Source organism: Parahoeflea olei, assembly GCF_001703635.1.
GTDB classification, from domain to species: domain Bacteria; phylum Pseudomonadota; class Alphaproteobacteria; order Rhizobiales; family Rhizobiaceae; genus Hoeflea; species Hoeflea olei.
In genome coordinates, this window is sequence record NZ_LQZT01000034.1 from 253,322 (window position 1) to 266,780 (window position 13,459).

9 protein-coding genes are annotated in these 13,459 nt (G+C 65.0%); 7 read left to right on the forward strand and 2 right to left on the reverse strand.

Translation table 11 applies throughout. The features are described 5' to 3' along the window. Positions 1-41: 41 nt before the first annotated feature. Positions 42-1,271: an N-acetylmuramoyl-L-alanine amidase gene (locus tag AWJ14_RS16040; RefSeq protein WP_066181738.1), complete on the reverse strand. Its 1,230-nt coding sequence runs from the start codon at positions 1,269-1,271 to the stop codon at positions 42-44. Positions 1,272-2,150: 879 nt separating this feature from the next. Here AWJ14_RS16040 and AWJ14_RS16045 point away from each other — a divergent pair. Both AWJ14_RS16045 and AWJ14_RS21995 read left to right on the forward strand, forming a co-directional pair. Then, positions 2,151-5,195 carry an Rne/Rng family ribonuclease gene (locus tag AWJ14_RS16045; RefSeq protein ID WP_066181350.1) on the forward strand — a complete coding sequence of 1,015 codons (3,045 nt, stop codon included), beginning with the start codon at positions 2,151-2,153 and terminating at the stop codon, positions 5,193-5,195. Positions 5,196-5,590: 395 nt separating this feature from the next. Continuing rightward, the gene (locus tag AWJ14_RS21995; RefSeq protein ID WP_083220310.1) at positions 5,591-6,631 is read left to right on the forward strand and encodes a right-handed parallel beta-helix repeat-containing protein; all 1,041 of its coding nucleotides are present in this window, start codon (positions 5,591-5,593) and stop codon (positions 6,629-6,631) included. Between the two features lie 397 nt (positions 6,632-7,028). On the opposite strand, the gene AWJ14_RS16055 is transcribed toward AWJ14_RS21995, so the two are convergent. Continuing rightward, entirely contained in the window at positions 7,029-8,147 is a 1,119-nt protein-coding gene (locus tag AWJ14_RS16055) for a pyridoxal phosphate-dependent aminotransferase (RefSeq protein ID WP_066181357.1), read from the reverse strand. 240 nt (positions 8,148-8,387) lie between these two features. Between AWJ14_RS16055 and AWJ14_RS16060 the strand changes: the two genes are divergently transcribed. The 5 genes from AWJ14_RS16060 to aat all read left to right on the forward strand — a co-directional run bounded on the left by AWJ14_RS16060 (position 8,388) and on the right by aat (position 13,368). Continuing rightward, positions 8,388-9,791 carry a M48 family metalloprotease gene (locus AWJ14_RS16060; protein ID WP_066181360.1) on the forward strand — a complete coding sequence of 468 codons (1,404 nt, stop codon included), beginning with the start codon at positions 8,388-8,390 and terminating at the stop codon, positions 9,789-9,791. A gap of 56 nt (positions 9,792-9,847) precedes the next feature. Next, on the forward strand, positions 9,848-10,612 hold the full coding sequence (locus AWJ14_RS16065; RefSeq protein ID WP_066181362.1) for a DsbA family protein: 765 nt from the start codon (positions 9,848-9,850) through the stop codon (positions 10,610-10,612). Between the two features lie 271 nt (positions 10,613-10,883). After that, positions 10,884-11,360: an acetyl-CoA carboxylase biotin carboxyl carrier protein gene (gene accB / locus AWJ14_RS16070; RefSeq protein ID WP_066181364.1), complete on the forward strand. Its 477-nt coding sequence runs from the start codon at positions 10,884-10,886 to the stop codon at positions 11,358-11,360. 12 nt (positions 11,361-11,372) lie between these two features. Beyond that, positions 11,373-12,722 carry an acetyl-CoA carboxylase biotin carboxylase subunit gene (gene accC / locus AWJ14_RS16075; protein ID WP_066181740.1) on the forward strand — a complete coding sequence of 450 codons (1,350 nt, stop codon included), beginning with the start codon at positions 11,373-11,375 and terminating at the stop codon, positions 12,720-12,722. 34 nt (positions 12,723-12,756) lie between these two features. Continuing rightward, a complete protein-coding gene (gene aat / locus AWJ14_RS16080; RefSeq protein WP_066181367.1) occupies positions 12,757-13,368 on the forward strand; it encodes a leucyl/phenylalanyl-tRNA--protein transferase in 612 nt (203 codons plus the stop codon). Positions 13,369-13,459 lie beyond the last annotated feature (91 nt).

Sequence of the window (13,459 nt, forward strand, 5' to 3'; positions counted from 1 at the left end):
ACACCGCTGCGCCGTCCGCCGCTTCGTCCCCTTATCGGTCATCATTGCCGGCCCGCCAAGATGGTTTTGCGGTAATTCTGAACCGACTGCGCGAGCAGCCTCGCCGTCGAGCGCCGCCATTCCGGGTCCGTGAGCAGTTTTTCGTCTTCCGGATTGGAGAGATAGCCCATTTCCACCAGCACCGAAGGCACGTCCGGCGCCTGCAACACGCGGAACCCGGCATGGCGAAGCGGATTGTTGATCAGCTTAACCTGGCCTTCGAAGGAATCGAGCACCTGGCGGGCAAGGCCCGTGGAAAACACCCGGGTCTCGGTGCGCGCCAGGTCCACCAGAATCGCCGCAACCGCCTCGGGCGCGTTTTCGAGGCTCGCCCCGACAATGCCCTCCGCCCCGTTTTCCTGCTCCGCCAGCGATTGTGCGACCGCATCGGAGGCCTTGTCGGAGAGCGTGTAGACGGTGGCCCCGCGCAGCGACTTGATCCGGATCGAGTCGGCATGCAGCGAGATCAGGAGATCCGCCTGCTCCTCGCGGGCGCGCCGCACCCTGGCCGACAGCGACAGGAAACTGTCGTCGCTGCGGGTCATGGCGACGCGAATCCCGTCTTCCCCCTCGAGCGCCTCTTTCAGCGCTTCGGCGAAGGCCAGCGTGATGTGCTTTTCCATCGAGCCCGACGGACCCTCCGCGCCACCGTCGATGCCCCCGTGGCCGGCGTCGATGACGATGGTGAGCGTATCGCTCAGCGATGCCTCGGACAGCGACCTGGGGCCGGCCCCGGCGTCGGTCCAGATCGTCTCGGCGACCTTCTCGGCGAATGTGGCGCGGTCCACCGCCACCGCGTCGAAGACGACCCGGTGGATCGACCCCTCCGCCTCCTCGGTGCTTTCGACCAGTTCCATGGTGGCGGGCGAGGCAAGTTCGAACACCATGCGCGCCCTTCCCGCGCCGGCCGCACCATAGCGGATCGAGGTGACCAGCCCGCGCGGCGCGAGCGCGTCTTCGGGGAAGGCAAAGACTGTTTCCGGCAGGTCGATGACGGCCCGGTCCGGGTTTTCGAGAAAGCGCAGATGCAGATCGGGCTTGCGCTCGAAATCCATGACCAGACGGACGCGGTTGTCATCGCCGGCGATGCGCGCGGCTATCGCGACCTGCCGGGTTTCGGACGTAACCGGCTCTGGCTCCGCCATCGCGCGGCCGGGAATGGCCAGAACCGCAACGCAGACGAGCAGCCGCCCGGCACAGCGCAGCCGAGCGCCGGCCAAGCGCGCAAACACGGACCGGGCGCCCGCAAAAAGCCGCCTCGTCGCTGCGTGCCGATACCGGCTGGTCGCAAAACTGCGCATGGTGCTGCCCTGGTCCTGATTCGCCGCGCCGCGGCGCCTTTGGGTTGTGTACCTGTCGCGTGGTCCGCGCAACGCCCGCGCCACGCGGCCCGGATGCCCGGCTCACACTCCCGGACGAGTGTCACCCAATCGGGTTAACCGACCGTTTACCATGTCGCCCGGCCCGCGCCCCACCGGCCGACGCCACCCGCTCCCCGTCCGCGCATGCGATCACAAAGATGTTTTCAGCTTGCCAGAAAGCCGTTCTCGCCATAGAAGCATTGTCTGGGTAAGAGTATTGACGGGATAGAACTGTCGCCCTTCCGGCCGCCGCCCGCAACGGGTCCACGGCGCCAGGAGTACGGATCGTCCGTCGTCTAAACACATACCTTCCCCGGAGCAACCGGATCGCCTCTCCCGATTGGAGAGCCCGGCCCGACTGCTCCTGCAAGGCAATATGGCCGAAAATGCGGCGAGGCACCGATGCCCCGGCTTCATCGAGGCCAGCAACTGATCAAACCCGGCGGGCGAGGGTTACCGCCAAAACCTTAGCGGCGGTCTTCGCCGCGCTCCCCTTCAAGGGGCTTCATCGGTCCGCAAGGACTACACGTAAATGAATTTCCGGCCGGCTCTTATGGTGCAAATGCGGTTTTCAAAACATACCTGCAGCCCCCGGGCGAGTTCCGCCCCTGTCGCAGGTTTGCCGCGCATCGTCCCCTGCCGTCTTCCGGAAAGTCCTTTGTCCGGCGCACTCCCAACCGACCAGTCCCTGCCCCCACCTTCGGGGCGGCGGGGACCGACGTCGCAGGCGCGCCGAGGAGCTTGTATTCAATGGCAGAGAAAATGCTTATCGACGCCTCCCATCCCGAGGAGACGCGCGTCGTTGTCGTTCGCGGCAACCGCATAGAAGAATTCGACTTCGAGTCGCAGCACAAGAAGCAGATACGCGGCAATATCTATCTGGCGAAGGTCACACGGGTCGAGCCTTCGCTGCAGGCGGCCTTCGTCGATTACGGCGGCAACCGCCACGGCTTCCTGGCCTTCTCCGAAATCCACCCCGACTATTACCAGATCCCGCTCGCCGACCGTCAGGCCCTGCTCCAGGAACAGGCCGAGGACGCCGACAACGATCCCGATTTCGAAAGCGCCGACGAGGCCGACTCCGGTTCGGGCAAGTCGAAGTCGCGCGCCGCCGCGAAGCCGGCCGATAGCGAGGACGGCGACGACGCCAAGCCGTCCAAGTCGCGGCCGCGCCGCAGCCGCCGCGGCAAGAAGTCGGGCGACGAGGCGAAAGCCGCAGAGGACGCACCGGCCGAGGAGGCCGACACGGCTGAGGCTGACGCAGGGACCCAAGCCCCGCTCGACGGCGAGGCCCAGGCCGCGGTCGAAGGCTCGGGCGACGACGAGGCGCCCGTCATCGAAGACGCTCAGGCCGATGCCGACAGCGAGACCGGCGATGGCGAGAGCGGCGACGACGACAAGCCGACGCAGATGTCGGCGGATGTCGAGGCCGAGGAAATCTCCGAGCCGGTGTCGTCGCGCAAGCGCCGCGGCGGCAATGACGACGACGACACTGGCGGCGACGACGATTCGGTGGAATCGGTCGGCTCCGAAGACGCGATGGAAGAGGTTCCCACGCGGTCCCAGCGCAAGCCGCGCAAGCAGTACCGCATCCAGGAAGTCATCAAGCGCCGCCAGATCCTGCTGGTGCAGGTGGTCAAGGAAGAGCGCGGCAACAAGGGTGCGGCACTCACAACCTATCTCTCGCTCGCCGGCCGCTATTCGGTGCTGATGCCCAATACCGCGCGTGGCGGCGGCATTTCGCGCAAGATCACCAACCTGCCGGACCGCAAGCGTCTCAAGGAGATAGCCCGGGAACTTGAAGTGCCGAAGGGCATGGGCGTGATCTTGAGGACCGCCGGCGCCAACCGCACCAAGGTCGAGGTCAAGCGCGACTTCGAGTATCTGATGCGGCTGTGGGAAACGGTGCGCAACCTCACGCTCAAGTCCACGGCCCCGAGCCTCGTCTATGAGGAAGGCAGCCTGATCAAGCGTTCGATCCGCGACCTTTACAACAAGGACATCTCGGAAATCATGGTCTCGGGCGAGGAAGGCTACCGCGAGGCCAAGGACTTCATGAAGATGCTGATGCCGAGCCACGCCAAGGTGGTTCAGCCCTACCGGGACCTGCATCCGATCTTCGCGCGCTCGGGCATCGAGGCCCAGCTCGACAAGATGCTGCAGCCGCAGGTGACGCTGAAATCCGGCGGCTACATCATCATCAACCAGACCGAGGCGCTGGTCGCCATCGACGTCAACTCCGGCCGGTCGACGCGCGAGCACTCGATCGAGGACACGGCGCTGCAGACCAATCTCGAGGCAGCCGAGGAAGTGGCGCGGCAATTGCGGCTGCGCGACCTTGCCGGCCTGATCGTGATCGACTTCATCGACATGGAAGAGAACCGCAACAACCGTGCGGTCGAAAAGAAGATGAAGGACTGCCTGAAGAACGACCGCGCCCGCATCCAGGTGGGCCGGATCTCGCATTTCGGGCTTCTGGAAATGTCGCGCCAGCGGATTCGCGCCTCGGTGCTCGAAAGCACCATGCAGGTCTGCCCGACCTGCGGCGGCAACGGCCATATCCGGTCGCAGTCCTCGGTGGCGCTGCATGTGCTGCGCGGCGTGGAAGAGTATCTGCTCAAGAACACCACCCACGACATCATCGTACGCACCACCGCCGACACCGCGCTCTACATGCTCAACCACAAGCGCGACACGGTGGTCGATCTCGAGAACCGCTTCGGCGTCTCGATCAGCTTCGCCGCCGACCACACGGTGGGCGCGAGCCACTTCGCCATCGACCGTGGCGCGGCCGTCGAAAAGCCGGTCAATATCGACCACATCACCATCAATGCGCCGAGCTATCCCGAGGATGACGACGATGCCGTGATCATCGAGGAGATCGACGAGGACGGCGGCGACGAGGCCTCCGAGGCCAGCGCCGACAACCAGGGCGGCGACCGCGCCGAGCGCGAGGAAGGCCAGGGCAAGAAGCGCCGCCGGCGCCGGCGCCGCGGTGGACGCAAGTCCGATGGCGACACCGCCAATGGCGACGACCAGTCGGCCTCTTCCGACAGCGGCCGCGACGACGACGACAGCGCTGACGACGAAGATGGCTCCGCCGACGGCGAGACCGCGGCATCGTCGGCCGAGGAGAGCGACGGCGACGAGCAGCGCCGCGGCAAGCGCCGCCGGCGCGGCAAGCGCGGCGGACGCCGCAACCGCGAGGACGACGCTGCGGCCCAGTCGGCCGAAGCCGGCAGCGACACCGAGACCTCCGACGCCGGGTCGGACGACGGTTCCCCGGCTGAGGAGACGGCTGCCGAAGCCGCATCCGAACCGGTAGAGGCAGCAACCGAAGCCGCACCCGCGGAGGCCGAGGCCGCAGATGCTCCGGCACCGGAGACCAAGGCCGAGGTAGCGGTCGAGGCGGAAGCGCCGGCCAAGCCCGCCAAGCCGGCGCGCAAGCCACGCCGCACCAAGGCGCAGATCGCTGCCGAAAAGGCTGCCGAGGAAGAAGCGGCCGCCAAGGCGGCAGCCGAAGCCATGGACGACGCCGAGGCCCAGGCGCCGGAGACCGAAGGCGAAGCCGCCGAGGCAGAACCGGAGACGGCGCAAGCCGATGCGGCCCCGTCAGAGGACCCCGCTTCGGAAGAGGCAGAAGCGCCTGCCAAGGGGGCCGACCGGCGCGCGCGCACCGACCTGTCGGCGATCGCCACCGCCCCGGTGGTCACCTCCTCGAGCCCCAAGCCCGACGGCGACGGCGACAAGCCGAAAAAAGCCGGCTGGTGGCAGAAGCGCGGCGGCTTCTTCTGAGCGCTGCAAGCCTCTGACAGACCATAAAAAACCGGCGGTCATGACCGCCGGTTTTTTGTTGCTCTGCTCTCGCCCGGCAGAAAAACCGACCCTCCCCGGGCAAGCATGCCTGGGAGGACCCGCATCTCCAGGGCGACGGATTCGGCTGCTCGATCGAACCTTGCCACTCTGGTCAGCCGGTTTTACCGCTCCGCCGTTGTCTTGGGCTGCCCTTCGCAGTAGCTGTCTTGTCGACCTTGAATTGGCTCGGATGCGTGAAGCAAGGTCACGCCGCACCTGCCTTGAGGCGGTGACCTTATGGCTCTTGGTGACTTGTTCCAGCGCTGGTTGAAATGGCCGCAGCGGCTCAATGGAACCGGCTTGTGCTCATTGAAATCCGCGGCTAAGGATAGCCCATGGATATTACCTCTCTTATCGCGCCGTTGTTTGCGCTTGCCGGCACCGGACCGTGCTTGCCCATTGATACTTTGCCCTCACTCATAAAAGAGCCTGGGCGTTATTGTGTCTCCAAAGACCTGCAAGTTGCAGCGGAAGGAGATTCGGGAATCAGTGTACTCTCGGACGGTGTATCCATCGATCTTCAAGGACATCACATATCCGGTCCCGGAGAAGGTCTTGGAAACGGAGTCTCCGGAAATGGTGTCAAGGACGTAACCATCTTCAACGGTTCAATTTCGGGATTCTTTTACGGGGTCCGTTTCCAATCCGTCGAGGACATTACTCTGTCGCACCTGACGATTGAAAACAACATTTTCAGGGGCGCTACCGTTCTCGGAACAAAGGTGACTGTCGAGGACACAGTCGTCCGCGGCATCAAAGGCTATCGGGAGTGGCCTGACAGTCATTCTTTTGGTATTGAAGTAACCGGACCCGAATGCAGGGTGTTGCGGAACACGGTCTCAGACATCGTTCCGTTTCGTGCCGGTGAAGCCGTTGGCGTGAGCATCAATTCCACACCCGAGAAGTGCATTGTTGAGGAGAATTTTATCAAGCTGGACCAGCCACACGACCAAGGCCGCTATATCGGCATCTGGGTTGGTGGCAGAGGTCAGCCTGACTCGGTGGCCAAGAATGTGATCGTCAATGTCGATTACAGCGTTGCGTATACAAGACTTTCAGGCTTGGCGGCTGACAACTGGATTCATGAACGCTGCGCCGACGGCTGGAACTCCACTCCAGAAAAGATCGATACTTTCAAATCGGAAAATCATGTTCTCCAGTCCGGTCGTTGCAGCGACGACATAGACTATCTGAGCCAGAAGCTTAAAGAAGAGCCCGACGCACCCCAATGGTATCTTCGCTATGCAACGGCCGTGCGCCAGAAACAGGGCAAGGTGGTGGCGCTGCCCAGCTACGAACGCGCATGCGAGCTCGGGGCCGAAGAGGGATGCCGCCTTGCCGATATCTACCAAAAGCAGATTGATGCAGGAAAGTAAGCGGAAGCTGTTTTTGAAGCTCTCATAATAGGCACCCACGTAATCCCGAGCGCCAGAGCGTTGTCTCTTTGGGCAAGAGCGCCGATGTCCGTGCGAACTCGCAAACGTCTTGCAAAATCCATTCATCTGCAAAAGGCGCGGCGAGACGCTATACTCCTTAAGACAACGTTCGAACTCAACCTGCAGCCACCCGCCTCACTGTGAGCAGGGTATGCCGGCTCATTGCGAAGGAAATCTGGCAAGCCCTTGGCGAGAGTGAGGACTATGCTCGCCCAAACTTGCCAAACACGCCGCCACGTCCCCCGTCGATGGCCATCAGGGCGTAGCTTTGAAGCCATCAATTTTTCAGCTTCGTGGATGTCCCCTCGCCCCATGCGGGGCTTCGTCTCCCGCCGCGTTACCGCTTCGCGAGCCAGCCTTCGATGCGGTCGAGCGCCCGGGTCATGTCGTCGTGGCTGCCGGCATAGGAGAAGCGCATGAAGCGGGCGCCGTCGACCGGATCGAAATCCCGGCCCGGCGTTGCCGCCACATGGATGTCGGCCAGCATCTGGCGCGCGAACGCCATGGAATCATTGGTGTGGCCCGACACGTCGACCCAGGCGTAGAAGGCGCCGTCCATGGGCGCCGCGAAGGGCAGCGACAATGCCGGCAGGCGCTCGGCGAGCAGGTCCCGGTTCCTGCGGTAGCCCTCGCGCACCGCATCCATCTCGGCGTCGCCCTCGAGCGCTGCCTCGGCGGCGATCTGCGAAAGTTCGGGCGGGCTGATATAGAGGCTCTGCGCCAGGCATTCGACCGGACGCACCAGATCGTCGGGCAGCACCATCCAGCCGATGCGCCAGCCGGTCATGCAGAAATATTTCGAGAAGGAATTGATCACGATCGCCTTGTCGGACACCGTGAGCACGGTCGCCTCCTCCCCGCTCCAGGTGAGCCCGTGATAGATCTCGTCGGATATGAAGGCCACGCCGCGGTCCGCGCACCAGGCATCGAGCCGGGCGATCGCCGCGCGCGAATGGACGGCGCCGGTGGGATTGGCGGGGCTTGCGATCAGCACGCCCGCCACGCGCGTGCCGGCCTCGCGCTCGGCCGCCGCGATGGCCTCGGGCGTGAGCGCGTGCCCGGTCGCAGCTCCCACAGGGATCTCGAGCACCTTCAGCCCCAGCGCCGAAAGGATGTTGCGGTAGGCCGGATAACCGGGCCGGGTGATGACGACCGTGTCGCCGGGATGGAACAGCTGCAGGAACGCGAGGTTGAAGCCGGCGGAAGACCCCGTCGTCACCGCGATCCGTCGCGGATCGACATCGACGCCATAGACCCGCCGGTAGCGCGCGGCAATCGCCTCGCGCAGGCTCCGCACCCCAAGCGCGTCGGTATAGCCCAGCTGCCCGGAAGCCGCGGCGCGCGCGGCGGCGGCAAGCGCAGGGGCCGGTGCCGGATGGGCCGGCTGGCCGACGGCCAGGGAAATCACGTCGGCGCCGCGCTCCTTGAGGCGGGTCGCCTCGGCCAGCACATCCATCGCGTGGAACGGCTCAACCGGGGGCTTGCGGTGTAATGTCACGTGTCGAACTCCATTTCGGCTCGGCGGCGCGGTTCCTGCCTCCGGGCATTTTCGGGCGTGGCTGCTGCGTGGTCGGTGCTTTCGCACGCCCAGCCGCACAAATGCCCGATTGTCATGTGCATCACAAGAGCGTCAACTCGTCACCATTGCCCAAGACGCCAATTGCTTTTCGCGGCCAAGACATTACCCTTCACGCCCATGACACAGACCGACGCCCCGATGCCGAACCGCCCCCGCGCAAGATCCGCCGGCCTCGCTCGCCGGATCGGCGCCGCGTTGACCGCAGTGCTGGTGACCCTTCCGCTTGCAGTGCCTGCCCGCGCCGCGGGCGGCGTGCAGGTGGTGCGCGACGCCGAAGTCGAAACCCTGCTCCGCGACTATGCCACTCCGGTGCTCAAGGCCGCGGGGCTGAAGTCGAACCGTGTGCAGATCGTGCTCGTCAACGACCAGAGCTTCAACGCCTTCGTCGACGGCCAGCGGATCTTCATCAACACCGGCGCGCTCACCGCCGCAAGCGTTCCCAATGAAATCATCGGCGTGATCGCCCACGAGGCCGGGCATCTGGCCGGCGGACACCAGCAGCGGCTGCGCGAGCAGATCGCGGCGGCCCGCACGCTTGCGATCGTCGGCGGGCTTTTGGGCGCGGGCGCCATTGCCGCGGGCAGCATTGCCGGCAATTCCGGCGGCGCGCAGGCCGGCGGGGCGCTGATCACCGCCGCGCCGTCGGTCGCCCAGCGCAGCCTGTTGAGCTACCGCCGGTCGGAAGAAATGAACGCCGACCAGGCCGCGGCGCGCTATCTCAACGCCACCGGGCAGTCGATTCGCGGCATGCTGACCACGTTCGAGCGGTTCTCGCAGAGCCTGTCGCTGGCCGGCGTCCAGGTCGATCCCTACCAGATCAGCCACCCGCTGCCGCGTGAGCGCATCGCGCTGCTCGAGGAACTCGCGCGCAAGAGCAAGTATTTCGACGCCCAGGACCCCAAGCAACTGGTTGCCCGCCACAATCTGATGCGGGCCAAGATCGCCGCCTATACCGGCGGCGCCAGTGCCGTCGCCCGCCTGTTTGCCAACGACCGGACCTCGCTTGCGGCCCGCTACGGCGACGCCATCGCCACCGACCTGTCTGGCAATTCCACCGCGGCGCTGCAAAAGCTCGACGCGCTGATCCGCGAACAGCCGAACAACCCGTATTTCCACGAGTTCCGGGGCGAAGTGCTGATCAAGCTGCGCAAGAGCCCCGAGGCGATCAAGGCCTTCAACCAGGCGGTCAAGCTCGACCGCACCAAGTCGCCGCTGATCCGCGCGCGGCTGGGCTTTGCGCTGGTGGCTTCGGGCGAGCGCGCCAACATGGCCAAGGCGATCGACGAATTGCGCGCCTCGCTGCAGAGCGAGCCGGAAAACTATTCCGCCTACCGGTACCTGTCGCAGGCCTATGCCCAGACGGGCGACGTCGCCAATGCCGAACTGATCATGGCGGAGGGCTATTTCCGCGCCGGCAATGGCCGCGAAGCAAAGGTCTTCGCCGCCCGCGCGCTGCAGAAGCTGCCGCCCGGCTCGCCGGGGGCGGTTCGCGCCAACGACATTCTGACCATCGGAAAATGACACACACATGCGACGCGCCGAGGCCCGCCGCGGAGACGAAAAGGAATTCTACCACAATGGCACTTCGCAACCGCACGGGTCTCGTGACCGCCCTCCTCGTCGGCCTGTCGACGGCGCTGCCGCTGCCCGCGGCCGCGCTCGACGACACCCAGAAGCAGGAATTCGGCGCCTTCATCCGTGAATATCTGCTTGCCAATCCGGAGCTGCTCGAGGAAATGAGCCAGGCGCTGGAAATCAAGAAGCAGGCCGAGAGCCAGCAGATGGCGCAGGCGGCGATCACCGACCACAAGGATGCGATCTTTCACGCATCCGAAGACGCCATTCTCGGCAACCCGGACGGCGACGTGACCGTGGTGGAGTTCTTCGATTACAATTGCAGCTTCTGCAAACGCGCGCTGTCGGACATGACCGACCTTCTGAAGAAGGATCCGAACGTGCGCATCGTGCTCAAGGAATTTCCGATCCTGGGGCCGGATTCGCTGGCCGCGCACCGGGTGGCGATGTCGCTGCGCAAGATCGCGCCCGAGCGCTATGCGGACTTCCATCTGGCGCTGATGGGCGGCGATGTGCGCGCCACCGAGGACCGCGCGATCGAGGTCGCCACCGGCCTCGGCGTCGATGAGGCTGCGCTCAAGGCCGGCATGGAGGACCCGTCGATCGGCGCGAGCATCCGCCAGACCTACGAACTTGCCAATGCACTCGGCATTTCCGGCACGCCGTCCTTCGTGATCGGCGACGAGGCGGTGTTCGGCGCCGTCGGCGAAGAGGCGCTGCTTGAGAAGATCGCCAACATGCGCGAATGCGCCAGCACCAGTTGCTGAGAGCCCGCGCCACGGCCTCCCGCGTCCATTCGCTTGTGGACAATGGCCTGATCGGGCGGGTTACCGAAGGGAAAGCGGTCCCCGATGCCCGGTGAGACGTGTATGAGAGTGGGTCAAAGCTTCACAGCGCCCGGGGTCGGGCGCCGGACCAAACGCCGCTTGCGGCCCTTTGCGGACTTGTCATCCGCAGCAAAGGGGCTGTAAAGGGACGGTCAATCTGCGAAACGGCGCGCGCCACATGCGCGACCACATAACAAAAGGCAACAGTCCGATGGCAACACGAAAACCGTCGATCGACCAGGATCTGATCCGGGATCTGGCCAATATCCTCAATGAAACCGATCTGACCGAGATCGAGATCGAACAGGACGATCTGCGGGTGCGGGTCAGCCGCGCCGGAACGCCGCAGACCATTCACGCCCCGGTCGCGCAGCAGCCGGTTCCCGTCGCGGCCGCGCCCGCCCCGGCGGCACCCGCGCCCGCCGAGACCGCAGCAGCCGCCGCCTCGCGCGCAGCCAACACGGTCACGGCGCCGATGGTCGGCACCGTCTATCTGGCTCCGGCACCGGGCGCCCGGCCCTTCGTCGAGGTCGGACAGACCGTCAAGGAAGGCCAGACCATCCTGATCATCGAAGCCATGAAGACGATGAACCAGATCCCCGCGCCGCGCGCAGGCAAGGTGGTCGACGTGCTGGTCAGTGACGGTCACCCCGTGGAATTCGCCGAACCGATGATTGTGATCGAGTAAGTGAACCAGGCCATGTTCTCCAAAGTCCTCATTGCTAATCGGGGCGAAATCGCACTCAGGGTACTCAGGGCCTGCAAGGAACTCGGCATCCAGACCGTGGCCGTGCACTCGACCGCCGACCAGGACGCCATGCATGTGCGCCTGGCCGACGAGAGCGTGTGCATCGGCCCCCCGCCCTCGCGCGACAGCTATCTCAACATCCACCAGATCGTCGCGGCCTGCGAGATCACCGGCGCGGACGCCGTGCACCCGGGTTACGGCTTCCTGTCGGAAAACGCGAAATTCGCCGACATCCTCGAAGCCCACGGCATCACCTTCATCGGCCCGACCGCGGAACATATCCGCGTCATGGGCGACAAGATCACCGCCAAGAAGACGGCGGTGGCGCTCGGCATCCCTTGCGTTCCGGGTTCAGACGGCGAAGTGCATGACGTCGAGCAGGCGCTCGAAGTGGCCAAGCTCACCGGCTATCCGGTGCTGATCAAGGCCACGGCCGGCGGCGGCGGACGCGGCATGAAGGTTGCCCACACGCCGGAAGAACTGTCGGAAGCGCTGTCGACGGCGCGCGCCGAGGCGCTCGCCAATTTCGGCAACGACGCCGTCTACATGGAAAAATACCTCGGCCAGCCGCGCCACATCGAAATCCAGGTTCTGGGCGACGGCGAAGGCAATGCGGTGCATCTGGGCGAACGCGACTGCTCGCTGCAGCGCCGCCACCAGAAGGTCTGGGAAGAGGCCAATTCGCCATCCCTCAACCAGGACGAACGCATGGCCATCGGCGAGATCTGCGCCCAGGCCATGCGCAAGCTCAAATACCGTGGCGCCGGCACGATCGAATTCCTTTACGAAAGCGGCGAGTTCTATTTCATCGAGATGAACACCCGCCTGCAGGTGGAGCACACGATCACCGAAGCGATCACCGGCATCGACCTCGTCAACGAGCAGATCCGCATCGCCTCCGGCGCGGGCCTGTCGGTGAGCCAGGAAGACATCCGCTTCCACGGCCATGCCATCGAATGCCGGATCAATGCCGAGGACCCCACGACCTTCGTGCCCTCGCCCGGCACCATCACCCACTACCATCCGCCCGGCGGACTGGGCGTGCGGGTCGATTCCGGGGTGTATCAGGGCTACAAGATCCCGCCCTATTACGACAGCCTGATCGGCAAGCTGATCGTGCACGGGCGCACGCGGGTGGAATGCATGATGCGGCTCCGGCGCGCGCTCGACGAGTTCGTGGTCGACGGCATCAAGACCACCATTCCGCTGTTCCGCGATCTCCTCGCCAATCCCGACATCGCAAATGGCGACTATGACATTCACTGGCTGGAAAAATTCCTTGCCGCCAAGGCCAAGGACTAGCATGTCCCGCACCGCGGCACGGGGAGACTGAACCGTGCCGCGGGCCACCTACCCTCCGATCACACCGGACCTGTTGTTGCGGGCCTATGCCTCCGGCCTGTTTCCGATGGCCGATTCCGCCGACGATCCGGAGCTGTTCTGGGTCGAGCCGGAAATTCGCGGCGTGTTGCCGCTCGACGGGTTCCATGTGCCCAGGCGGCTCGCGCGCACCGTGCGCCAGGCTCCCTTCGAGATCCGCATCAACTCTGCCTTTGACCAGGTCGTCGCGGCCTGCGCGGAGAGCGTCGAAAACCGCCCGACCACCTGGATCAACACCACGATTGCCGAGCTCTATGCCAGCCTGCACCGGCTCGGGCACGCCCATTCCGTCGAGGCCTGGCGCGACGGCGAACTGGTGGGCGGGCTCTACGGCGTGTCGCTGAGGCGCGCCTTCTTCGGCGAAAGCATGTTCAGCCGCGCCACCGATTCGTCGAAAGTGTGCCTGGTGCACCTGGTGGAGCGCCTGCGCGAACGGAGGTTCGCGCTGCTCGACACCCAATTCACCACCGAGCACCTGAAGCGCTTCGGCGCCATCGATATTCCGCGGGCGGCTTACGCCAAAATGCTCGAGGATGCGCTCGACGGCCCGGATCTCGCTTTCGACTGATCCTGTCGGCAAGCCGACCCACTGCGCTCCGGCGGGCGATACCCCGCTTTCCTTTCGCTTTCCCGATCCTCGCGCCAAAGCGGCGCCGCTT